The sequence below is a fragment of the Methylobacterium sp. SyP6R genome (assembly GCF_019216885.1).
In the GTDB taxonomy this organism is placed as follows: domain Bacteria; phylum Pseudomonadota; class Alphaproteobacteria; order Rhizobiales; family Beijerinckiaceae; genus Methylobacterium.
This window is the reverse complement of sequence record NZ_JAAQRC020000001.1, coordinates 5,094,434-5,117,791: the sequence shown is the minus strand read 5'-3', so window position 1 is coordinate 5,117,791 and position 23,358 is coordinate 5,094,434. Positions and strand designations below refer to the sequence as shown.

At 71.9% G+C, this 23,358-nt stretch carries 14 protein-coding genes and 1 tRNA gene; 4 read left to right on the top strand and 11 right to left on the bottom strand.

The genetic code is table 11. The features are described from left to right. Window positions 1–4: 4 nt before the first annotated feature. Both HBB12_RS23490 and HBB12_RS23485 read right to left on the bottom strand, forming a co-directional pair. Window positions 5–1,657: an OFA family MFS transporter gene (locus tag HBB12_RS23490; RefSeq protein ID WP_236991571.1), complete on the bottom strand. Its 1,653-nt coding sequence runs from the start codon at window positions 1,655–1,657 to the stop codon at window positions 5–7. 194 nt (window positions 1,658–1,851) lie between these two features. Beyond that, window positions 1,852–3,225: an MFS transporter gene (locus tag HBB12_RS23485; RefSeq protein WP_236991570.1), complete on the bottom strand. Its 1,374-nt coding sequence runs from the start codon at window positions 3,223–3,225 to the stop codon at window positions 1,852–1,854. 376 nt (window positions 3,226–3,601) lie between these two features. Here HBB12_RS23485 and HBB12_RS23480 point away from each other — a divergent pair, with 376 nt between their 5' ends. Next, a complete protein-coding gene (locus HBB12_RS23480; RefSeq protein WP_236991569.1) occupies window positions 3,602–3,805 on the top strand; it encodes a hypothetical protein in 204 nt (67 codons plus the stop codon). 99 nt (window positions 3,806–3,904) lie between these two features. Here HBB12_RS23480 and HBB12_RS23475 read toward each other — a convergent pair whose 3' ends face one another. Both HBB12_RS23475 and HBB12_RS23470 read right to left on the bottom strand, forming a co-directional pair. Next, window positions 3,905–7,507 (bottom strand): autotransporter family protein, encoded by a 3,603-nt coding sequence (locus tag HBB12_RS23475; RefSeq protein WP_236991568.1) that lies wholly within the window; start codon window positions 7,505–7,507, stop codon window positions 3,905–3,907. Between the two features lie 389 nt (window positions 7,508–7,896). Continuing rightward, entirely contained in the window at window positions 7,897–9,573 is a 1,677-nt protein-coding gene (locus HBB12_RS23470; RefSeq protein WP_236991567.1) for a methyl-accepting chemotaxis protein, read from the bottom strand. A 400-nt stretch (window positions 9,574–9,973) separates the two neighbouring features. On the opposite strand from HBB12_RS23470, the gene HBB12_RS23465 reads away from it, so the two are divergent. Continuing rightward, window positions 9,974–11,035, top strand: coding sequence for an HD-GYP domain-containing protein (locus HBB12_RS23465; RefSeq protein WP_236991566.1), 1,062 nt, complete (start codon window positions 9,974–9,976; stop codon window positions 11,033–11,035). A gap of 603 nt (window positions 11,036–11,638) precedes the next feature. Then, entirely contained in the window at window positions 11,639–12,880 is a 1,242-nt protein-coding gene (locus tag HBB12_RS23460) for an IS110 family RNA-guided transposase (RefSeq protein WP_236991350.1), read from the top strand. 112 nt (window positions 12,881–12,992) lie between these two features. On the opposite strand, the gene HBB12_RS23455 is transcribed toward HBB12_RS23460, so the two are convergent. From HBB12_RS23455 to HBB12_RS23430, 6 genes are all read right to left on the bottom strand, one after another. Further along, window positions 12,993–15,578 (bottom strand): EAL domain-containing protein, encoded by a 2,586-nt coding sequence (locus HBB12_RS23455; protein WP_236991565.1) that lies wholly within the window; start codon window positions 15,576–15,578, stop codon window positions 12,993–12,995. A gap of 216 nt (window positions 15,579–15,794) precedes the next feature. Further along, entirely contained in the window at window positions 15,795–17,285 is a 1,491-nt protein-coding gene (gene pdxR, locus HBB12_RS23450) for a MocR-like pyridoxine biosynthesis transcription factor PdxR (RefSeq protein ID WP_236991564.1), read from the bottom strand. A gap of 50 nt (window positions 17,286–17,335) precedes the next feature. Continuing rightward, on the bottom strand, window positions 17,336–18,007 hold the full coding sequence (gene deoC / locus HBB12_RS23445; RefSeq protein ID WP_236991563.1) for a deoxyribose-phosphate aldolase: 672 nt from the start codon (window positions 18,005–18,007) through the stop codon (window positions 17,336–17,338). 195 nt (window positions 18,008–18,202) lie between these two features. Beyond that, window positions 18,203–18,481 carry a hypothetical protein gene (locus HBB12_RS23440; RefSeq protein WP_236991562.1) on the bottom strand — a complete coding sequence of 93 codons (279 nt, stop codon included), beginning with the start codon at window positions 18,479–18,481 and terminating at the stop codon, window positions 18,203–18,205. 130 nt (window positions 18,482–18,611) lie between these two features. Next, complete coding sequence (locus tag HBB12_RS23435) at window positions 18,612–20,729, bottom strand: Ig-like domain-containing domain (protein WP_272913296.1); 2,118 nt, start codon at window positions 20,727–20,729, stop codon at window positions 18,612–18,614. 264 nt (window positions 20,730–20,993) lie between these two features. After that, window positions 20,994–21,069 (bottom strand) — tRNA-Glu (locus HBB12_RS23430). A 308-nt stretch (window positions 21,070–21,377) separates the two neighbouring features. Between HBB12_RS23430 and HBB12_RS23425 the strand changes: the two genes are divergently transcribed. After that, entirely contained in the window at window positions 21,378–21,689 is a 312-nt protein-coding gene (locus tag HBB12_RS23425) for a PilZ domain-containing protein (RefSeq protein WP_236991560.1), read from the top strand. A gap of 97 nt (window positions 21,690–21,786) precedes the next feature. Here the strand turns inward: HBB12_RS23425 and HBB12_RS23420 are convergent, their stop codons facing one another. Beyond that, window positions 21,787–23,169, bottom strand: a complete 1,383-nt coding sequence (locus HBB12_RS23420) for a class II 3-deoxy-7-phosphoheptulonate synthase (RefSeq protein WP_236991559.1) — start codon at window positions 23,167–23,169, stop codon at window positions 21,787–21,789. Window positions 23,170–23,358: the final 189 nt, after the last annotated feature.

The following is a 23,358-nucleotide window of genomic DNA, read 5'->3' as shown; positions in this document are numbered from 1 at the left end:
GTGTTTACCGGAACAGGATCAGCGCCTTCGCCAGCGTGATCCAGACGCCCCACAGGATCGGCAGGCCAACCGCCGCCCAGGCCAGGATCGCCGCAGGCGTCAGGCCGCCCCGGCCGATCCCGTCGGCACCGCCCTGGCTCTCGACCGCGGCCGGCGCGGCGGGCAGCTCGGACGCCTTCATGAACCAGCGCTCGGCGAGCGGCCGCACCAGGAGGTTGGCCACGAAGCCGGCCGCCAGGAAGCCGGCCAGGATCAGCAGCGTCCGCCCGTAGAGCGCCGCGCCCTGCACCCCCGCATCGACCTGCGCCTGCCGGATCGCCGTGACGACGAGCGGCCCGACCACGCCCGCCGTCGACCAGGCGGTGAGCAGCCGGCCGTGGATCGCGCCGACGAACTGGGTGCCGAACACGTCGGCCAGGTAGGCGGGTATCGTCGCGAAGCCGCCGCCATACATCGACAGGATCACGCAGAAGAACAGCACGAACAGCGCCTTCGAGCCGATGCCGGCCGCCCAGGGTGCCGCCGCGTAGAGCACGCAGCCGAGCGCGAAGAAGGTCGCGTAGGTGAGTTTGCGGCCGATGCGGTCGGACAGCGTCGCCCAGAAGAACCGGCCCAGGATGTTGAACAGCGACAACAATCCGACGAAGCCGGCGGCGATCGCGGCGACCTGCGCCCTCGCTCCGGCATCGAGCTGCCCGAACCCGACCTCCGGGTGCCCGATCAGCGCGCCGCCGAAAATCTCCTGCAGCATCGGCGAGGCCAGCGCCAGGACGCCGATCCCGGCGGAGACGTTCAGGCACAGCATCGCCCAAAGCAGCCAGAACTGGGGCGTCCGGTGCGCGTCGCGCAGGTGGACGTGCCCGCTGGTGATCATCCGGTTGCGGGCGGCGGGCGGGGTCCAGCCGTCGGGGCGCCAGCCGGCCGGGGGCACGCGATAGCCGAAGGCGCCGCAGAGCATGACGACGAGGTAGCCCGCGCCCATCACGGCGAGGGTCTGCCACACCCCGGCGGAATCCGACCCCTTGAAGCGGGTGATGAGCAGGTCGGCGAGCGGCGAGCCGATCATCGCGCCGCCGCCGAAGCCCATGATCGCCATGCCGGTCGCCATGCCGCGCCGGTCCGGGAACCACTTCACCAGGGTCGAGACCGGCGAGATGTAGCCGAGCCCCAGCCCGATGCCGCCGATCAGCCCCATGCCGAGCCAGATCAGCCAAAGCTGATGCAGATAGACCCCCAGCGCCCCGATAAGGAAGCCGCCGCTCCAGCACAGGGCGGCGGCGAGGCCGGCCTTGCGCGGCCCGGCGCGCTCGAGCCAGCCGCCGAACAGGGCGGCTGAGAGGCCCAGCATCACGATGCCGATCGAGAAGGTGAGGACGAGGTCGCTGACGCGCCAGTCGCAGGTCGTGGTGACGAGGGCGGTGGCGAGCCCCATGTCGGGGCAGGCCGCCGGAGCGGGCCGGCCCACGCTGAGCGCCCGCGACAGCGGCAGCCAGAACACCGACAGGCCGTAGGACATGCCGATGCAGAGATGGATGGCGAGCGCCGCCGGCGGCACGAGCCAGCGGTTGAAGCCGGCCCGGGCGACGATGCGCTCGCGGGTCAGGAATCCGGGCGCGGATGCCCCCTTGGTGTCTCGATCGACGACGCGCGCGTCCACGCTGCCCTCCTTGCGTCCGGTCCCCAAGGCACCGGTTCCCAGGTCCCGGTCCTTGCCGGCCGGTTCACCGGCCACGTTTTAGGCCGGCGGTTTCATCCATGGGAGTCGTCGGAACCGCGAATTCAACCTCTGCGCGTCATTAATTTCGGGTATGACACTCTGCCGCATCTCGCGCGGCGATCCGTAGGGCTCCGTCAGCGCCGCACCCGCAGCCCGCTCGCGACCGAGCCGGCCAGCGCCAGGGCACTCGCCAGCCAGAGCACCGTCACGGTGCCGCCGGTGTGGAGGTAGCCGAAGATCACCGCCACCATCGCGGCGCCGAGGGACTGGCCCAGCAGCCGGGCGGTCGATTGCATGCCGCTGGCGCCGCCGCTGCGCTCCCGCGGGGCGCTGGTGATGATCACCTTGTTGTTGGGCGACTGGAACAGCCCGAAGCCGAGGCCGCACAACGTCAGCCGCAGGGCGATCGCCAGCGGCGAGGCGTCGGGGGGAGCGCTCGCCATCAGGGCGAGGCCGGTCGAGAGGGCGACGAGGCCGATGCCGCCGAGCAGCCCCGGCGGGTAGCGGTCGGCCAGCCGCCCGGCGACGGGGGCGATCACCGCGATGGCGATCGGCCAGGGCGTCATCAGCACGCCGGTCTGGGTGCTCGTGAGGTGGAGCACGTCCTGGAAGTAGAACGGCAGCGCCACGTAGGCCATCATCTGGGCCGAGAACGAGCAGACCGAGCTCACCATCGACAAGGCGAAGACCGGGATGCGCAGGAGGTCGATCGGCAGGAGCGGGGCCGGGAGGCGGGCCTGCATCCACACGAAGGCGCCACCGATCACGGCGGCCCCGGCCAGCAGGGCGAGCGCCGTGCCGCTCCGTCCCGGCTCGCCGAGCCCGTCGACGCCGGTGATCAGCAGGCAGAAGAACAGGGCGTTGAGGAGCGCGCTCAGGGCATCGAAGCGGGCGCCGCTGCGGGGCGTCGCCGGCAGCATCCGGGTGGCGAGCGTCAGCGCCGCGAGGCCGAGCGGCACGTTGACGAGAAACAGCCACGGCCAACTCGCCACCGACAGCACGGCGGCCGCGACGCTCGGGCCCGCCGCGGAGGCGATCGCCACGATGAGCGCCATGGTGCCGACGCCGCGCCCGATCATCCGGTGCGGATAGATGAAGCGCACGAGCGCGATGTTGACGCTCATGATGCCGGCGGCGCCGAGCCCCTGGACGATGCGGGCCGCGACCAGCACCGGCAGCGAGCCGGCGAGCGCGCAGGCGAGCGAGGCGGCGGCGAACAGGGCCAGCCCCGTGCAATAGACCCGCTTGTAGCCGAGGATGTCGCCGAGCGAGGCCAGAGGCAGCAGGGAGGCGGTGACGGCGAGCTGGTAGCCGTTGGTGACGAAGATCGCGGCGCCCGGGCTGACCTGGAGGTCCCGGGCCACCACCGGCAGGGCGACGTTGACGATGGCGCCGTCGAGCACCGCCATCGACATGGCGATGCCGATCGCCAGCATCGCCCACAGCCTCTCCCGGGTCGGCAGGCCGTCGGCCACCTCCGCCGTCACCGGCCCCGCCGCTCCCGTCATCCGTCCCGCGCTCCCTGTCGGACTCCTGGCGCCCGCCCGAGCCGTAGCGGAAAGCCGCCCCCGCCGCACCTCCCCCCACTTCATCCCGCCCCTGCGCGGGGAGCGCGCCGCCTCACGCGGGAGGCGCGAATCTTTCGGATGGTTGGCCGGTGAATGAGCATTGACACGCCGGTCCGGAGGCGTATGGAGCCCCCGTGGCCCGGGTGTATGTCTCGCGCCCCGCCACCTCACTCCAGGACCGATCAACCCCATGCCGAGCGACAGTCACAGTCGATCGACCGCGCCGTTCGTGCCGGCCGCTTCTCGCAGGGACGCCTGATCGGGCGCTCTCTCGTGGGCGCCGGCCGCGCGGACGGCCGCCCCCGAGAGGTGCATCATGACCTTCACCATTCTGCCCTTCGCGCCGAAGGGCGCCGTGTCCGCCCGCCTGCCCGCGGCCCCCGCCGTGCCGGCGCCGAAGGCTGCCCTGCGCGCCACCTGGTCCCTCGATCCGCACACCGGCCGCCCGGTCTGCCGCTGGAGCACGGACGACGAGGGGACCCCGGACCGCTGCCCGGTGGCGCATCGCCAGGCGGCGTGAGCGGCCTGACACGGACGCGCGCTCCGAACCCTCCCCCGCAGAGGGGGGAGGGTTGGGATGCGGCTCGCGCCGCGCCCCCTTTCCCACCTGTGCCGAGGCTCAGAACCGGTAGGTGAAGGTCCCCTTCACCGCGTGGTCCTCGGCCCGCGAACCCACCTGGCCGGTATACGACACGCCGATCGTCGCCGCCCGCGACACCCGCAGATCCATCCCCGCCGAGGCCACCAGCGCGTCCCGGGTGATCGGGATCCCCGCCGTCACGAAGCTCGGGCCCGTCCCGAAGGCCAGCAACGCCGTCGGGATCACGTCCCCGAAGGCGCGCCGGTAGCCCACCAGCCCGTGCAGCGACACCGGGGCGCCGAAGCCCAGATCGACCTCCGTCTGCCCGCGCACGCCCGCCGTCAGCGTCGGGATCTCCGACAACCGCGAGGCGCCGCTCAGGGCCGCGACGCCACCCGTCTCGGCGAACCGGTCGCGATCGATGCCGACATAGGCCCCGCCCACGAACGGCTCGATGTAGGATGCCGAGACCACCGAGGTCTTGCCGAGCACGCCCGCCCCGAGCGCGATCCGGTAGCCGATCTCGCCGAAGCCCTGGAACGTCGAGCCGCCGTAGCGGGCGCTCTCGGTCTCCGAGAACCCGGGGACGACCACGCTGCGGCGCAGGCGCAGGCTGTTGTCGGCATAGACCGCCCCCAGGCGCAGGGCGAAGGGACCGGCCTCGTAGCCGCCGTAGATACCGCCGAACCCACTCTCGATCGTACCGCTCGCCGTCTGGCCGGGCGCGTCGAGGTTGGTGCGGGTGTAGCCGCCAGCGACGCCGAGCGTGATGCCGCTCTCCAGCCGCAGATCGGCGCCGAGCACGAAGCCGGCGGTGTCGCGGTTGAGGGTGACGGCGTTACCGTCGCTGCGGGCCTGGCCGAAGCTGCCGAAGCCCTGGCCCCACAGGCCGAACACGCGGGGATCGAGCACCCGCACCGGCACCGGGGCGACCGGGGCGGCGCGGCCGGGCAGGTCGGCGGTGTAGGTGGCGGGCAGGCTGCCGTAGTCGCGGGTGGCCTCGCCCGACCAGCGCAGCCGGTCGAGGATCGCCTCGCGGACGAAGAACGCGGTCTCGTAAGCGGCCGAGACCGAGCTGGCGTGGATGTCGCCGGTGAGCGCCTGGAAGGCGGTGACGGCCTCCGGCGTGGTGAGGCCGACGGTCCGGTTGTAGAGGCCTGCGCCCGACCCGGCACCCTGGACGGCGTTGGCGACCGCCGCCTGGTTGCGGGACCGGGCGATGGTGGCGAAGGCGACGTCGTTGCGGGTGAGCGTGAGGTCGACTTGCGCCGTCTGGTAGCGGAGCGTCGGGGTGAGGAAGGCGAGGGTGGAGGAGACGCCCGCGAAGGTGCCGGTGACCCCACCGTTGGCCGACAGGATGGTGTAGCCGGTGCGGGGGTTGTAGCTGCCGTTTTGCGCCAGCACCTGGACGGTGCCGCCCTGGAGGGTGGCGGCCCCGGTGGCGGCGAGGCGGTCGGACTGGCCGCTCGCATTGGCCTCGACCTGGAGCGTGGAGCCGGGTGCGAAGGCGGCGTTGCCGGCGACCGACAGGGTACCGATGGAGTTGCCGGGGGCGACCGTGGCGCCGGATTGCGCCACGATCCCGCCGACCGTGCCGGTGCCGCCGAGGCGGGCGCCCGGGCCGACCGTGACGGCCGAGCCGGCAAGCGACCCGTTCACCGCCAGCCCGCCGCCGAGGACGGCGGTCGCGCCGGTGAAGCCGCTCTGGCCGGTCAGCGTCAGGGTGCCGGCATTGAGCTTGGTCAGGCTGCCGGAGCCGGAGATCGCGTTGGCCATGGCGGCGTCGCTCGCCTGATCGAGGACCAGGCTGGCATCGTTGCGGATCGCCCCGGAGCCGAAGGCCTGGGCGTGGCCGACGAGGGTGCCGCCCGACACGGTGGTGCCGCCGGCATAGGTGTTGGTGCCGGTCAGCACCAGGGTGCCGGTGCCGGCCTTGGTGAGCGAGCCCTGGCCGGAGATGTCGTTGCGCCAGGTATCGAAGGCCGAGGTGCCGCCTTGCGCAGCGTCCATCGTCACCGTGACGGCGCGGGTGAAGGCGCCGTAGCCGTCGAAGGCGGCGTAGAGGTTCAGCCGGCCCCAGCCGTCATAGGTGTTGCCGCTCAGGATCGGGTAGCCGGAGGGCAGGCCGGTGCTCGCCAGCACCTCGGTGCGCTGGGCGTCGGTGAGGTAGGGGAAGCGGGTGAGAAGCAGCACCTGCGCCTGGAGCGGCACGTCGGCGGCGGTCATCGGCGTGACGGTGCCGGTGGGCTGGAAGCCGTAGGTCAGGCGGGCGGTGTAGTCCGCCTTGTTCTGTGCCGCGTTGCCGAAGGCGTCCTGGCTGCCGGAGGCGGTGTTCAGGCAGGCGGCGACGCTCGCCGCGCCGCAGGAGGAGGCGAGGTAGGACTGCGTCTGGCGGTAGGCCTGGTAGACCCCGTAGGCGGCGGTGTTGGCCGGGTTGGTCCAGTCGACCCGGTTGCCGCTGGCGTCGTAGAGCGCCCCGTAGATGTTGGTGGCGACGATCGCCGTCGATTCCATCCGGCCGCCGATCACGTCGGCGGGCGAGTGCATGCCGGCGAGGATGCGGTTGTAGCCGAGTTCCGAGGCCCGGGTCAGGAGCTGCTGGGCCCGCTCCGGCACCAGGAAGGCGGTGGCCAGCGCCTGCATCGAGCCGGAATTGGTGTGGCCGCTCGGATAGGCGCCGTCGGCGTAAGGATTGGTGCTGTTGATGATCTGCCGCAGCGGCGTGGGCACGCTCACGTCGGTCGAGACGCGGTAGGGGCGCGGCGAGGTCCCGATGCCCGGCACGTAATCGCCGACCCCGAAGGTCGCCGCGGTGAAGACGCCGCCCGAGAAGGTGCCGACATTCGGCACGGTGAGCGGCCGGCCGCCATTGGCGTCGATCATCGCTTGCGTGACCGTGAAGCCGCGCACCCACCGGTCGACCGTGCCGTAGACCGCCGGGACGGGGAAGTTCGACAGGTAGGTCGGCACCACCAGGCCCGCGGTGTCGCGGGTCGAGAGGGCGGTCCGGTTCGTCGTCGCGCTGTAATTGTTGAAGCGGGGATCGAGCGGGTTGATGGCGGGATTGTCGCCCTGGTAGCGGGCGAAGATGCGCTTGGCCGGCTCGGTCGAGCCGCTGGCGCGGGCGACATCGTCGATGAAGGCGACGGCCGCCGCGAGCGGCGTCGCCGTGCCGTTGCCGAAGGTCCGCGACCCGGCATTGGCGTTGTTGCCGGTGCGGATGTTGGCGGCGTAGTCGGCGAGCGTCGTGGCGACGTAGGTGGTCGGCGTCAAGGTCGTCGGGGTGGTGCCGGTAAACGAGGCGCCCGCACCCGTGAGATAGGCCGAGGTCAGCGGCCCGAGGCCGTTGAGGATGCTGTAGGCCTGGCCGGTGCGGTCGTCGTGGATCGCCGCGAGGGTCTGCGCCTCGGTCCGGCCCCGCGTCATCGTGACGACGGTCTGGTAGTTCTGGGTCAGCACCGCCGGATCGCCGGTCAGGAGCCCGGTATACGAGTCGAGCACGCGGTTCAGCACCGTGCCCGGATTGACCGAGGTGCTGTTGGCAAATCCCACCGGCGGCGAGGTCGGCACGGTTTGCGCCCAGGCTTCGACCGGGAACAGGCATGTCGCCGCCAGCAGGGCGACGTTGAGTTTCGATCGCATGAGCCCCTCGGAGTCTTTAGTCCGTTCGGAGCCGCCGCCTAGCTTGGCCGTATGAAGTCCGGATGACGATCATGCTGGCGGATACATCGAGAAACAATGTGCAGCGATTGATTATCCGGCATCATATCAAGTATTGCGGTCGATTTTTTGTCCCGCCGTCGTTTCGCCGGACAGTCGAGCGATCCCTTCGCCGCACCATCGGACGGGGCGCGGCGATCACTCGGTCTTTCCCACACCCTGATGTGGCCGGACGGCATCGTCATCGGGAGAAGGCGGACATTCATCCGCCGCCCGGGATCGTATCGGTCCCGGGCGGCAGGTCACGGATGACTGTCTTCATGCCGGATCGCGCGCTCGCATGGCGGTCGGCGAGCCCGCGAGGCCCGGCATTACGCCGCCCGGACGGTGGCGAGGAAACGGTTCACCTCGGCGCCGAGATGCTCGGACTGCCGCGACAGCTCGGAGGATGCCGCCAGGACTTGGGACGCCGAGATCCCGGATTGCTCGGCGACGCCTGCGACCGCCGCGACGCCGTGGGTCACCTCGTCGGTGCCGGCCGCCGCCTGGGAAACGTTGCGGACGATCTCCTGGGTTGCCGACCCCTGCTCCTCCACCGCCGCCGCGATGCCCGTCGCGACGGTCGAGATCTCCTCGATCCGCGCGGTGATCCCGCCGATCGCGCTCGCCGCCTGGCCGGTCGAGGCCTGGATCGCCGCGATCTGGCTGGTGATCTCCTCGGTGGCCTTCGCGGTCTGGCCGGCGAGTTCCTTCACCTCCGCCGCCACCACGGCAAAGCCGCGTCCCGCCGCGCCGGCCCGGGCCGCCTCGATCGTGGCGTTGAGCGCCAGGAGGTTGGTCTGGCTGGCGATGGACGAGATCAGCCCGACCACGTCGCCGATCCGGGCGGTGGCCTCGGTCAGCGTGCGCACCTCCCGGGCGGTCTGCCCGGCTTCCGCGACGGCGGCCTGGGCGAGCCGCGCCGAGCCGTCGACCTGGCGGCCGATCTCGCCGACCGAGGCGCCGAGTTCCTCCGCGGCGGCGGCGACCGTGCCGACATTCGCGGCGGCCTGGGCGGCCGCGGCCGCCACGCCGTTGGACTGGCTGGCGGTCTCCCGCGCGGTGGCGGTCATGGCCTGCGCCGTGGCCTGCAACTCGGTGGCCGAGGCCGAGACCCGGCCGACGATGCCGCCGACCGCCGCCTCGAAGGCATCGGCCATCTGGCGCATCCCGGCGCGGCGCTGCTCCTCGGCCGAGACGCGGGCCAAAGCCGTCTCCTGCTCCAGGGCGCGGGCCCGCAGCATGCTCTCCTTGAACACCTGCACGGCCGCGGCCATGGCGCCGATCTCGTCGCGGCGCGCCGTTGCCGGCACCGTCTCGTCGAGCCGGCCGGCGGCGAGCGCCGCCATGCTGCCGGAGAGCCCGACCAGCGGCCGGGCGATGCTGCGGCCGATCAGCGTCGCGGCGGCGGCGACGAGGAGCGCCACCAGGCCGGCGCCGACGAACAGGTTCTTCAGCCAGCCATGGACCTGGACCGCGGTGTCGTCGGCATAGATGCCGGAGCCGACGACCCAGCCCCAGGGCCGGAAGCTGCGGGCATAGGATACCTTCTCGACCGGCACGTCGGAGCCCGGCCGCGTCCACGTGTAGGTCTCGAAGGCCGCGCCGTCCGCCTCGACCTTGCGCATCATCGCGGCGAAGAACTTGCGGCCGGACGGCTCGGCGAGGCCGCTGACGTCCCGGCCGACCAGCTTGGCATCGGCATGCGCGACCAGCCGCGACTGCATGTCGTTGATCCAGAAGAACTCGCCATTGCCGTAGCGCAAGGCGCCGATCGCCGCGGCGGCGGTCTTCTGGGCGGAGTCCCGGGTCATCCGCCCGGCACGCTCCTCGGATTCGAAATGCACCAGCAGGCTGTGGGCGGCGTCCACCAGGTCCTTCGTCTTGAGGGAGCGGCCGCTGGTGACCGCGCCCGCGAGATCGTAGGCGGACAGGCCGAGGATGAGGAGGAGCCCGACCAGCGCGACGCCGGTCAGGGCCTGGATCCGGGCGGCGATCTTGAGCGACATCGAGGGCCTTGGGTGAGGGCGAGCCGTCCCCGGGTGTCGGAACGCGGCCGGTCCGGGTCGCCGACGGGTTGCAGGCAGACGGCCGGTGCCGCAGGACGGACCCGGCCGAGAGAGTGCCCCGATTCAATCGAGCGCGTCGCGACCATGCGGCCTAACCGTTACAAGGACGATAACGCAGAGGCATCCGGTCTTGCGGGACAATCCTCGGCAAGGAGCGCCGGGGCCGCGACGAGGCCGGGCGGCGGGCGCGGCCGGCGGCTTTCGCTGCCGATGAGCGGTTTTGTTTCCTTCTTGCCGTCACTGCACCTTTTCTGTCGATCATCCCCGTAAGCATTTGTTCGGGACTGGACGGGTAACTGATGAGGACAGAAGGGGCCGTGCGGCCGCCGGGAGGGACGCGATGCCCGACGAGAGGACCTTCGTCCTCGTGACCGACAGGCCGGACCGCAGCGCCGCGATCAGCGCGGCCCTGCGGGCGATCGGGATCTGCGACGTCGTCGGACCCGAGGAGACGTGGCGGGACCGGCGGGCTCTGGCCGGCGTCGTCTCCGACCTGACGCTGTCGCGGCCGGAGGCCGATCATTGCCTGCGCGCGCTCCAGCGCCGCTTCGCCGACCGGCCCCTGCCGGTGGTCTGCCTCCTGCGCAAGGCGACCCAGGATGCGCTGCGCCACGCCAAGACCCTCGGGGCGACGGTGTGCATGCCCGCCTACGTGCCGCCCGAGACGATCGTGGCGGCCCTGGCCAACCAGGCCGGGATCATGGCCGGCGCCGCCGAGCAGGCGGTGAGCCAGGGCGTCGTCCGGGCCGGGGAGGCGCTGACCGGCCTCATGGCGGAGACCCGGGCCGGCCTGCCGATCCGCATGGGCACCGTCGAGGCCGGCCTGGGCCCGATCCTCACCGCGGTGCAGGAGGGCGGCCTCGCCCGCTGGCTCGACACGGTCTGGACCCACGACGACGCCACCTACCAGCATTGCCTGCTGGTGGCCGGCCTCGCCGCGCAATTCGCGCTGCATCTCGGCTTCCGGCACGAGGACCAGTTCCGCTTCGTGCGCGCCGCGCTGATCCACGATGTCGGCAAGGCCCGCATCCCCCTCGAGATCCTCAACAAGCCCGGCCGCCTCGATGCGGACGAACTCGCCGTGATGCGCACCCATGCGGCCATCGGCCACGAGGTGCTGCTCGCCGGCGGCGAGCGCGACCCGATGACCCTCTCGGCGGTGCGCCACCACCACGAGATGCTCGACGGCTCCGGCTATCCCGACGGCCTCGCCGGCGACCGGATCGGCGACATGGTCCGCCTGCTCACCATCTGCGACATCTACGCCGCCCTGACGGAGCGCCGCCCCTACAAGTCCCCGATGCCGATGGCCGACGCGATGGGGATCCTGTCGGCCATGGACGGCAAGCTGGAGGCGCGCCTGGTGCAGTCCTTCGGCGAGGCGATGGCGGCGGCGGTGTGAGCGGGCCCCCGGGTGGGAGTGTCGTCCGGGGATGTGTCGGGTCCGGCCTGAGATCAGGCGCGGCGCCCCGGGGATAGAAGGCCTGTTCGCCCCGACATGGTTCTGGCTTACGCGAGATCGACCGAGCGCAGGTGCATCGAATAGGGTCGGGATGATCCAGGCGATTCCTGCGTTATGCCAACGGCCCAGGATGCTGACGCAGCGATCCGATCTCGGGCAGGCCCGAGATCGACGGGACCGTCGATCCATCTCGAATTTCCGACACCAAGCCCAGAAGTCCGGGACCTCGGGCTTGGCGTAAATTTGAGACTTGGCGAAAATTCGAGACCGGAACCAAAGGTCGTTTTCAACGACCGTTGGTATTAGTTCGTCACCGGCTTCGCGGTCCCTTGCGGATGAAACATATGGCAGAGTGGACTTGCCGTCGGCGGAGAGATCGGTTCGTCTTTGGTGTGCCAGACCCCGCGTATCAGTTGGATCCGGGCTCCTCTTCAGTCCCCTCGCTTGCGTCACGGGCCGGTCCTCGGGCCAGCCCCGGAGCGCGTCATTTAGATTTGATCTCACGGGAGCCTGCGCCGGCGGCCTGACGGCAAGGAGATCGTGATGAAGGTCCTCTACCCCCGCTGCGCCGCCCTCGATGTTCACAAGGACACCGTCGTCGCAGCCATCCGCCGGGCCGAGAGCAGCGAGGTTCAGCGTGAGGTGCGGACGTTTGCCACCACCACGCCCGCTCTGCTCGACCTCTCCGCCTGGCTCGACGAGCACGCCTGCACCCATGTCGCCATGGAGGCGACCGGCATCTACTGGCGCCCGGTCTGGCAGGTCCTCGACGCCGACAGCCGCACCCTGATCCTGGCCAATGCCGCCCATGTCAAGAACGTGCCCGGCCGCAAGACCGACGTCGCCGACGCGGTCTGGCTCTCCGACCTGCTCGCCCACGGCCTGATCCGCGCCAGCTTCGTGCCCGAGGCCCAGACCCAGGCGATGCGCGACCTGCTGCGCACCCGCAAGCAACTGGTCCGCGAGCAGGCCAGCCACGTCCAGCGCATCCAGAAGACCCTCGAGGAGGCCAACCTCAAGCTCGCCTCGGTGCTCACCGACATCATGGGCCAGTCCGGTCGCGCCGTGCTCGACGCGCTGGTCAAGGGCGAGCGCGATCCGGCTGGGCTGCAGGCGCTGGTCAGCCCGCGGGTGAAGGCGGCGCCCGAGGCGATCCGGGCCGCGCTCACGGGCCGGATCGGGGATCACCACCGTTTCCTGCTCGGTGTGCATCTACGCCAGTACGACGGGTTGGGGCGAGCGATCGCGGAGATCGACGCGCAGGTGGAGCGCGACCTCGGCCCTTTCCGGGAAGCGGTGAAGCTGCTGGTGACGATCCCGGGCATCAGTGACCTCACCGCGCAGGTGATCCTCTCCGAGATCGGCCCCGACATGAGCCGCTTCCCGACCGCCGGCCATCTGATCTCCTGGGCCGGGCTGTGCCCGAGAAACGACGAGAGCGCGGGCAAGCGGCGCTCGACGCGACTGCGCAAGGGCGCGCCCTGGCTCAAGACGGCCTTGGTGCAGGCCGCCTGGGCCGGAGTGCGCAAGAAGGCGAGCTACATCAGGGCGCAGTTCCAGCGCTTGCGCGGCCGGCGCGGCCCCAAGAAGGCGATCTGCGCGGTCGCCGCTTCGATGTTGACCGCGATCTATCACATGCTCAAGGCCGGCACGGCTTACGTCGATCCCGGGCCTGATCACGGCCGCAAGGCGGCCCCGACCATCCGCGCCAAGGCGCTCGTGCGGCAGATCGAGCGCCTTGGATTTGCGTGCGAAATCAAACCCGTAGAGCCAGTTTCTATTTAGACAGCGCGTTTCACCCCTTCTCTTGGAGGAAATGTGGCCCGGATAGACGAAAAGTCCCGGACTTCCTGGGTCCCCGGATCGCTGTCCCGCCTGGCGAAGGGCGCATGCACCCTCACGCCGAGCGCCGCTCCTCCGGCCAGCAGAGGGCCGCGAACGCCGCCGCCGGCATCGGCCGGCCGAACAGGTACCCTTGCGCTTCCGCGCAGCCCTCCGCCGAGAGTTGCCCGGCCATCGCCTCGGTCTCGACGCCCTCGGCGATCACCGAGAGGTCGAAGCTACGGCCGAGGGTCAGCACCGATCGCACGATCGCCCGGTCCTTGACCGCCTGATCCTGGCCTGAGCCTTCCATGCCCTGCACGAAGGACCGGTCGATCTTCAGCCGCGTCAGCGGGAAGCGCTTGAGCAGGCTCAAGGAGGCGTAGCCGGTGCCGTAATCGTCGAAGGCGAGGCCGATGCCGAGGTCGCGCAGGGCCCGCAGCGGGGCGATCAGGGCTTCGTCGTGCTGCAGGATGATGGTCTCGGTGATCTCGAGTTCGAGGGAGGAGGCCGGCAGGCCGGACTCGGCGAGCGCCGCCCGGACCTCGTCGACGAGGCTCGCCGAGTGGAACTGCGCGCCGAAGAGATTGACGCCGACGCGCAGGTCCGCGGCGCCGGCCCGGTGCCAGGCGGCGGCCTGCGCGCAGGCCTCGCGCAGCACGAAGCGTCCGACCGGCGCGGCGAGCCGGCTCGCCTCCAGGGGAGCCAGGAACGCCGCCGGGGCGAGGAGGCCGAGCCGGGGATGGCGCCAGCGGATCAGGGCCTCGGCGCCGACGATCCGGCGGTCGGCGAGGCGCACCTGCGGCTGGTAGAACACCTCGAATTCCCGGGCCGCCAGCGCCCGCGGCAATTCCTGCTGGCGGGCGGTCCAGGACAGGGTGGCGTCGCGCAGGGCCGGCGTGAACACCCGGTGGCAGTGCCGCCCGCCGCGCTTGGCCTCGTAGAGCGCCATGTCGGCGCAGGCGAGCAGCGCGTCGGTGAGGGGGCCGTGCACCGGGCTCAGCGCGATGCCGATGCTCGCCCCGATATGGAGGGGCTGGCCGTCGACCGGGAACGGCTCGGAGAGGCTGTGCAGGATCGTCTCGGCGACCGTGACCGCGGCGGCCTCGTCGCAGCCGGGCAGCAGCACCGCGAACTCGTCGCCGCCCATCCGGGCGACGAGGCCGTCCCCGGCAAGGCAAGCGCGCAGGCGCGCCCCGGCCTGCCGGATCAACGCGTCGCCCGCCTCGTGGCCGAGGGTGTCGTTGACCTTCTTGAAGCCGTCGAGGTCGATCATCAGGGCGGCGGCCGGCGCGTCCGGTGCAGCGGCGAGGCGGGCCATCGTCAGGGCGAGGCCGCGGCGGTTGCTCAGGCCGGTCAGACCGTCGGTCTCGGCCTGCCGGCGCAGGGTCTCCATCAGGCGGGCGCGCTCGCGCATCCGCTCCTCCAGCACCGCGAGCGCGTCGAACAGCCGCCGGATCTCGACGATGCGCAAGGCCGGGCCCAGGGTCGGACGCCTGGCCGGCACGCCGCCCTCGGCGAGCGCCATCGCGGTCTCGCGGGCGATCAGCAGCGGGCGCAGCACCGAGGCGCGCAAGGATTGCAGCAGGGCGACCAGCAGGGCCAGGACCGCGACGGCGCCGCAGGCGACCCCTGCGAGCCGCATCCGCACCGCGTCGCGCTCGGCGGCAAAGCCCGCCACCATCCCGGCGAGGTAGCGGTCGCGCAGGGCCTCGACCGGCTTCAGGGTCGGCACGTAGCGGTGGGTCAGCTCGTCCGCCGAGAGGCCGTAGCGGCCGGCGGCGCGGCCCTCCGCGATCGTCGCCTCGATGAGGCCGAGCCCCTGCCCGGCGAAGGTCTCCTCGACCTCGCGAAAAAGCGCTTCGAGGGGCTGCCCGGGCCCGAACGCCGCCTGCCCGCGCAGGAGCCGCAGCAATTCCAGGATGCGCCCCCGGATCTGCGTGGCGTCGGTGAACTGGCGGGTATCGAGGGGGCGGTGCACGGCGACGGCCGGGATGATGGCGGAGCCGATCCGGCCGCCATACTCGCGCAGGTCGCTCACCGCGTGGCCGATCAGGGCCGATCCGGCGAGGGCGGGATCGGCCCGGCCGATCGCCTGGATCTCCCAGGCGACCACGTCCTGGAACGTGTCCACCGCGGCGATCATCCGGGCGATGGCGCTGGCGAGGCCCTCGAGGTTCCGCTCCGCCTCCGGCAGGCCGGCCACCCGGTCCACGTCCCGCCGCGCCGCGTGGAGCCGGGCGGCGGTCGCCGAGAGGAGGCGGGAGGGCAGGGCGTGGCCGGCCTCGTCCGCCGCCGGCTCGCGCAGGGCCGCCAGCGCCCCGTCGCTCGCCGCGCGGAACGCGGCCAGTCGCGCCTCTGCCGCCGGATCGCTGCCGGGCGCGATCGACATCATGACGTTCGCCGGACCCCGCTCCGCCGAGAGGCGGTTGGCGGCCTCCAACACCTGCCGCAGCCGGCTGATGTGCAGGAGGTTGCTCTGGCTGCCGCGATAGGCGGTGACCGAGGGCGCGATGACGATGGCCGTGAGGGTGAAGAGCCCCGCCGCCATCAGGAGGGCGGTGCCCCAGAGGCGGCGCCCGAGCCTGACCTCCCGCGATCCGGACGACGCGCGGCCGAACCGTCTCGAGGGAGGGGCCGGTGCCGGAGATGGGTGCTGCACGGGTAACCCTCGGGAAGAGCCGGAGCGACGCGCCGGCCTGCTGCCGTCGTTGCTGATGGGCTACGCGGCAAATCTTTCCGAATGCTGAGAGCCGCCGACGGGCTGCCGTGAGAGGCTCGCTCCCGGTGCCCGGTACCCGCTTGATCTCTCGGAGGAAATCGTCCGCGGCGTCGAGACGGACGCTGCGACCCTGCATGGGCCATCGTCCACGATCGGTTAGCTCGCGGTAAGACGCGCCTCGGCGAGGCAAGCGGCCAGGGAAGCGGCGAGGCAAGCGGCGAGGCGGCGGATGCCCGCCCGGATCGCGTCCGGCTCGCTGCCGGCAAACCCGAGGAGCAGCCCGGCCCGGTCCGGCCGCGCCGCCGCGACGTGGTAGAGCGGGCCGACCGGGTAGACGCCGATGCCCGCCGCCCGCGCCGCCGCCGCCATCCCGGCCTCGGCGGCGGCCGGCACTCCCTCGAACCAGGCGACGAGGTGCAGGCCCGCCGCCGCGCCCTCCACCCGCACCGCGTTGCCGAAGCTCTCGGCCAGCGCCGCGAGCAGGGCGGCGCGGCGGCCGGCATTGCGCCGCCGGGCCTGGCGCAGGTGGCGCTCGTAGCCGCCCTCGGCCAGGAACTCCGCGAGGGCGGCCTGTTCCAGGCCCGGCGCCTGCCGGTCGGCGAGGCGCTTGGCGTCCGTGAAGACCTCGCCCAAGCCCGGCGGCACCACCAGGTAGCCGAGGCGCAGCTGCGGCGAGAGGGTCTTGGAGACCGTGCCGGCATAGATCACGCGGCCCGCCCGATCGAGGCTCACCAGCGCCTCCACGGGCCGGGCGTCGAAGCGGTACTCGCCGTCGTAATCGTCCTCGACGATCATCGCGCCGCACGCTTCCGCCCAGGCGAGCAGGGCCTGCCGGCGGGCGGCGGGCAGCACGCCGCCGAGGGGGAACTGGTGCGAGGGCGTGACGTAGGCGAGGCGCGCGGGCCCGATTCCGGCGAGGCGCCCGGTTTGCAAGCCCTCCGCATCGACCGGGACCGGCAGGAGCGCGGCGCCCGCGGCGACAAAGGCCCGGCGCGCCGCACCGTAGCCCGGATCCTCCATCACCACCCGGTCGCCGGGATCGACGAGGAGCCGGGTGCAGAGGTCGATGCCCTGCTGCGAGCCGTTGACCACCACGATCTGGTCGAGGCCACAGCTCACGCCCCGGGCGCGCCAGAGATAGGCCTGCAACGCGGCGCGCAGCTCCGGCAGCCCGCGCGGATCGCCGTAGCCGAGGCGCGCCGGCCGGCGCAGCAGCACGGCGTTGAGCGCCCGCCGCCAGGCGAGGACCGGGAAGTCGTCGCCCGAGAGGTCGCCGTAGCGGAAATCGATCGCCGGCGCCGGACCTGGGGGCGGCGCGGGCTCGGCGAGCAGGCGCCGCCCGAAGGCGGAGAGACGATGCGGCGGGATCGGAGCGGCCGTAGCCGGCGAGGCCCCCGCCAGGATGCCGGCGGCGACCCGCGTCCGGGCCCCGGGCCGGGTCTCCAGGTAGCCCTCGGCGACGAGCTGGTCGTAGGCCGCCGTCACGGTGGTGCGCGAGACCCCGAGCTCGGCCGCCAGCGCCCGGGTCGAGGGCAGGGCGCTGCCCGGCGGATAGACCCCTCGCGCGATCTGCGCCTTCAGGTCGGCGCCGATCCGGGCGCTGACCGGCAGGGGGGTGGGCGAGGGGCGGGGCGAGGGGGCGTCCAAACCGGCCCGGTCCCCGACGGCCTGACCCGGACGGGTCGTCGAAGGCGGCCTCAATACGCCTCGCCCGCCATTCCCGCCGTCACCAGCGCCACGCCCGAACTGGTGCCGAGCCGCGTCGCCCCGGCGGCGATCAGGGCGCGGGCGGCCTCGAGGCTGCGCACGCCGCCCGACGCCTTGACTCCGACGGCGTCGCCGACGGTCGCACGCATCAGGGCGACGTCCGCCCCGGTGGCGCCGCCGGTCGAGAAGCCCGTCGAGGTCTTGACGAAATCGGCCCCGGCCTCGACCGCCAGGGTGCAGGCGAGGCGCTTCTCGGCCTCGTCGAGCAGGCAGGTCTCGATGATGACCTTCAGGACCCGCCCCCGGCAGGCCGCCCGGACCGCAGCGATGTCGGCCCGCACGGCCGCGTGGTTCCCCTCCTTCAGGGCCCCGAGCGCGATCACCATGTCGATCTCGGCCGCACCGCGGCGCACCGCGCCCGCGGCCTCCGCCGCCTTGTCCTCCGGCGTCGCCGCCCCGAGCGGGAAGCCGACGACGGAGCAGGGGGCGACCTCGCCGCCGGCCAGGATCCCGGCGGCGAGCCCGACATGGACCGGGTTGACGCAGACCGCCTTGAAGCGGTGCGCCAAAGCCTCCTCGCACAGGCGCCGCACCTCGGCCGAGGTCGCGTCGGCCCGCAGGAGAGTGTGGTCGATCAGGCGGGCGAGGGCGGATGCGTCCAAGGGAATCCTCTCCGGGCGACGCGAGCCCGGATGCCCGGCGCCGCGACGGCAGGAGTGCAATCGCGGCGGCCGGACCGTCAAGCGCCCGAAGCAGACTTAACGTCGGCAGGCCGACGCGACATCCGCTTGGATTCTCGTTTCGTCGCAGCTTCTTATCGCGAGACCGGCGGCGACTTTTGCGAAACCTGCCGAGGATCAGCGCCTGCCAGCCTGCCGGATCGCCGCGACGATCGTCTCGACGAAGGCGACGCCCGGCGCGGTGAAGGTGATCGCGTCGTCGCTCAAGCTGGCGAGGCCGCGCTGCTCGACCTCGGCGGCGCCCTCCGGGTCGGCGTGGTGGCCGTTGCCGTCCCGGCGCACCACGGAGCTGACCGGCTGGCCGCTGATCAGGTGATGGTAGGCCGCGAAGGCGAAGATCGACAGGGCGCGGTCGGAGAGGGCGCGGTCGGAAACGGGATTGCTGTCGGCAGCCATCGGGTCGGGCCTCGGGGAAGGGGCCGCCGCAGGATGCGGGGCGCGGTCCCGACCCAACGCCCGGGCTCCGGAAAGGGCCTGCGCCCCCAAATGACGCAGCCCCGACGGGGGCGAGCCCCGCGCGAAAGCCTCACCGCAGCCGGGCCGGGAGCGGCATCGCCGAGGTCTTCTCGTCGTAGACCACGGCGTAGCTGCCCGCTTCCAGGTCGAACAGCGCGTAGTCGAGGCCCTTGATGGTCTCGGTCCGGAAATGCACCCGCTGGCCGCCGCGGGTGATCGCCGCGAGGCGGTGCGACAGGGCCGAGACCGGCAGCATCCCGGTCACCCGCTCGGGCCCCTCGGCGAGATCGACCCGGAAGGTCAGGTCGTGCCCGTTCCAGGCCAGGGCCTCGAACCGGGTCGCCTCCCGGCGGTCGAGCCAGCGCAGCATCTGGGCGGCCGAGATCATCGCGACGCCCCGCTCGCGGGCGGCCGCGACCAGGTGGTCGAAATAGCCGTCGGTGTAGTCGTAATGGGTGCCGAAGGCGCCGAAGAACTGCTCGGGGCCGAGCGCCCGGTCGAGCATCGCGTCGATGCCGGCGCGCTGGTCGATGCCGTTCTCGTTCACCAGGTGGCTGGCGGCCTGGTAGATGTCGAGGACCCGGCCGTCGAGGTCGGCAAAGCGCATCGGGAAGCCGGAGCCGTTCATGAAGCCCGGCCGGCGCCGGATCCACGAGCCGGGCCAGTAGTAATAGCCGAGATCGAGGCGGATGCCCGCCGCCCGCTCGATCTTGGCGGTGTCGGCCCAGCCGTTCCAGGTCACGCAATGCAGGCGGTGGGTCTCCTGCGCCGGCAGGCCGAGCTGCCGCCCGATGCCGCCGACCTGCCGGCTCAAGGCCAGGCCCAGGGTCGCGGCATCGACGTCGCGGCAGCCGGTATCGGCGTGGATGCCCGTCTCGAAGCCGAGCGCCGCGTAAGCGTGCGCCTGGTCCGGCGCGAGCCGCGTCGCCGGCGTGACGTAGGAGGTCGCCCGCGCGCAGTCCCAGGTCTCGGGCCGGCAATCGAGCGGGCTCTCGGCGACGAGGCGCTTGTAGGCGTCGAGGGTGCCGCGGCGGGTGGCGTGGTCGTCGCCCGCCATGATGAGGGCGGCGCGGCGCTCGTCGGGCAGGTACCAGACCCGCGGCAGCGGCAGGCGCTCGGCGCTCATCGTCACGATCAGGTTGGCAAGCAGCCGCTGCTGCTCGTCGGCCTGCGGGATCGCCACCCGCGAGAGGTCGAGGTAGTCCGGGAAGAACAGGTCGTTCGGCCGCCGCGGCGGCAGCCCGTCCCGCTCCTGGCCGGCGAAGGCCGGGTTGCCCTGGCGCAGGCGCACCACCGAGGTGGCGAGGTCGAAGGCGAAGGCCGCCGCCTGGCCCTGGCCGGCCCGGTGCAGCGAGACCGCCGGCCAGGGTAGGGTCTCGGCCCCGGTCGAGAGGCGGGCGAGGATCGTGGCGTCTTCCGGCACGTAACGGCTCGCCGGCCCGTGGAACTGCATCGCCTGGCGGGCGATGCCGCGGGCGGCCGGCGCTCCCGCATCGACCTGCAGGTAGCGCTCGACCGGAGGCGCCTCCCCGGTTGCTGCAAGGCCGAAGAGCGGCAGCCAGGCGCCCTCCGGCCGGATCGCGATCAGGTTGCCGCCCTCCTGCACCCAGCCGGAGAGACGCGCGGCCAGGGCCTCGTCCGGCGCTTCGGTCATCAGCACCAGGGTGGCCCGGGCGAGGCGGTCCGGGGTGAGATCTCCCGTGGCGACCACCGAGAACAGGTTCAGCCCCTCCGCCCGCAGGATCTCGGCGTAGTAGGGCCCGAAGGGGTTTTTCGGCCCGACCGCGACCAGGACCGGCGCCCCGGGCATCGCGGCGAGGCGAGGGGCGGCCGCCACGGTGAAGCGCCCCTCCGCCGGCTCGGCGAGGGACAGCCCGAGGGCGCTCTCAGGCCGGCTCCCGGTCCCGACCGCGATCCGGTAGGTCGCGCCGGGCCGCAACGGCACCTTCGGCACCAGCCGGGCCGCGTGCTGGTCCGCATCGTAGCCGATCGCCGCCGGCACGGCCGCGCCGCCCTCCTCGTGCAGGGCGATCGTCTCAGGGCCGATCGTCTCCGGTGCCATCGCGCGGGAGAAGCCGACCGCGATCGGCAGGCCGGGATAGACTTGCGCCGCGCCGTCGTTCGGCATCACCGCCAACACACGTGGAGACAGGGAGCCGTACAACAGACGGGCCGATGTCGCGAACATCAGGCACACTATTGCCGACACCAGCAGGCGCACGACCATTCGCTGCATCACATCTCTCGCCGAGCATCGATTGTTGGTATGACCGATGCTTAGCAGGCCGATACACATGAGGACAGCCGGGACGGCAACGGCGCGCGCATCCCTTGGGTGTACGGGGTAAGCCCCGCTACCTCTTTGGTCGATGGTGGCCGAAACGCGCGACGAGGCGGCGGCCTAGGGCCGCGGCGATCGTGTCAAGCAGCATTATACGGAAGGTCCGGCCGGTGGCGCTCCCAAGGGGACTCGAACCCCTGTTTTCGCCGTGAGAGGGCGACGTCCTAGACCGCTAGACGATGGGAGCTGGCCCGGCGGGATGACGGGGGTATAGCGACGGTTCAGACGGGGCGCAACCCTCTTGGTCGGCGATTTCGGCGGCCATGTCGGCCATCCATGTCGGTGGGTCAATTCGACCGGCTATGGCACCGGAGCTTGGCGTGCCGGAGGCCCGCACGCCCTGGGGCGGCGATTGTCGAGAAAGCAAGCAGGAGTGGTTTAACCCTGCCGCTCAACACCGCGCCGCGTGCGTGGATGGCCCTGCTCCCGATCGGATGCGATCGCGTTACCCCTGGTATCGCTATGACGTTGCGGCATGTCGGAGCCTGGGTTGGGATGAGCGAGGGACCAATCATCGCGGCCGGAGGTAGAGCGGATGCTCGGGTCCGTTCCCCCGAAGACAAGCGGAGCCGGCGCCGCTACGGCACGGTGATGCCGGCGACGGTGGTTCTGCCCGATTACGGCCGCATCCCTTGCGTCGTGCGCGACCTGTCGGCCACCGGCGCGAAGATCAATCTCTCCCGCCGCCACATGCTGCCGGACCGCATCTGGATCGTCATCCCCCAGATGACCGTCACGCGGCGGGCGAGACTGGTCTGGCGGAACGGCGAGTTCGCCGGGGTCGCGTTCGACCGGCCGTTGGAGTGATGCGGTCCTCGCTCGACGCGAAAAGGCCCGGGACGGGGGCCGCCTAAAAGGCGGCCCCCGTCCCGGGCCTCATCGTCGTCCGGCTATGTCGGAACGTCTATTCCGCCGCCTCGATCTGCGGCCGCTCGTGCTGCCGGCGCTCGCGCTTGACGAGGTCGGCGGTCAGGAAGGCCACTTCCAGCGCCTGCTCGGCGTTGAGGCGCGGGTCGCAATAGGTGTGGTAGCGGTCGCGCAGATCCTCGGCCGTCAGGGCGCGAGCGCCGCCGGTGCACTCGGTGACGTTCTTGCCGGTCATCTCGAGGTGGATGCCGCCGGCATGCGTCCCTTCCGCCTGGTGGATGTCGAAGAAGCCCTGGATCTCCTTCATCACCCGCTCGAACGGCCGGGTCTTGTAGCCGCTCGCCGTCACGGTGTTGCCGTGCATCGGGTCGCAGGACCACACGACGTTCCGGCCCTCGCGCTCCACCGCCCGCACCAGGGCGGGCAGATGGTCGCCGACCTTGTCGGCGCCGAAGCGGCAGATCAGGGTCAGGCGGCCGGCTTCATTCGTTGGGTTCAGCAAGTCCACGAGTCTAATCAGGTCGTCGGCCTTCAGCGACGGGCCGCATTTGAGGCCGATCGGGTTCTTGATGCCGCGAGCGAACTCGATATGGGCGTGGTCGGCCTGGCGGGTGCGGTCGCCGATCCACAGCATGTGGCCCGAGGTGGCGTACCAGTCGCCGCTGGTCGAATCGACCCGGGTCAGGGCCTCCTCGTAGCCGAGCAGCAGCGCCTCGTGGCTGGTGTAGAAATCGGTCTGGCGCACCTCCTGGTGCGTCTCCGGGTTGATGCCGATCGCCCGCATGAAGTCGAGGGTCTCGGTCATGCGCTGCGCCAGGTCGGCATAGGCCGAGGACTGGGGCGAGTCCTTGACGAAGCCGAGCATCCAGCGATGCGCGTTCTCGAGATTGGCGTAGCCGCCGGTCGCGAAGGCGCGCAGCAGGTTCAGCGTCGCGGCCGATTGCCGGTACGCCTCGATCTGCCGGCGCGGGTCGGGAATCCGCTCCGCTTCCGAGAAGCCGATGCCGTTGACGATGTCGCCGCGGTAGCTCGGCAGGGAGACGCCGTCGACCGTCTCGGTCGGCGAGGAGCGGGGCTTCGCGAACTGCCCGGCGATGCGGCCGATCTTCACCACCGGCGACCCGCCCGCGAAGGTGAGCACCAGCGCCATCTGCAGGAAGACGCGGAAGAAGTCGCGGATGTTGTCGGCGGAATGCTCGTCGAAGCTCTCGGCGCAGTCGCCGCCCTGGAGCAGGAACGCCTCGCCGGCCGCCACCTTGGCCAGGTTCTGCTTCAGCTTGCGCGCCTCGCCGGCAAAGACCAGCGGAGGAAAGCTCGCGAGCTGCCGCTCCACCGCCGCAAGGGAAGCGGAATCCGGATAATCCGGGACCTGCTGAATCGGCAGCCGCCGCCAGCCAGTGGGGGTCCAACGCTCGCTCATCGTCCTCTCCTCGCGCACCTCTTCGATAACCGGTCAGGTCGGTCGCGGAAGCCGGGCTTATAGGGGGGTTTGGGCGATCGCGCGAGGGGTCTTTCCGCAACGGGCGGGCAGGTCGCCGCGTCCCCGGCGCCGTTGCGGCGGTCCGTGCGCGCCTTACCTGCGGTTGTGCTTGTCCCCGGCCTCACTTGC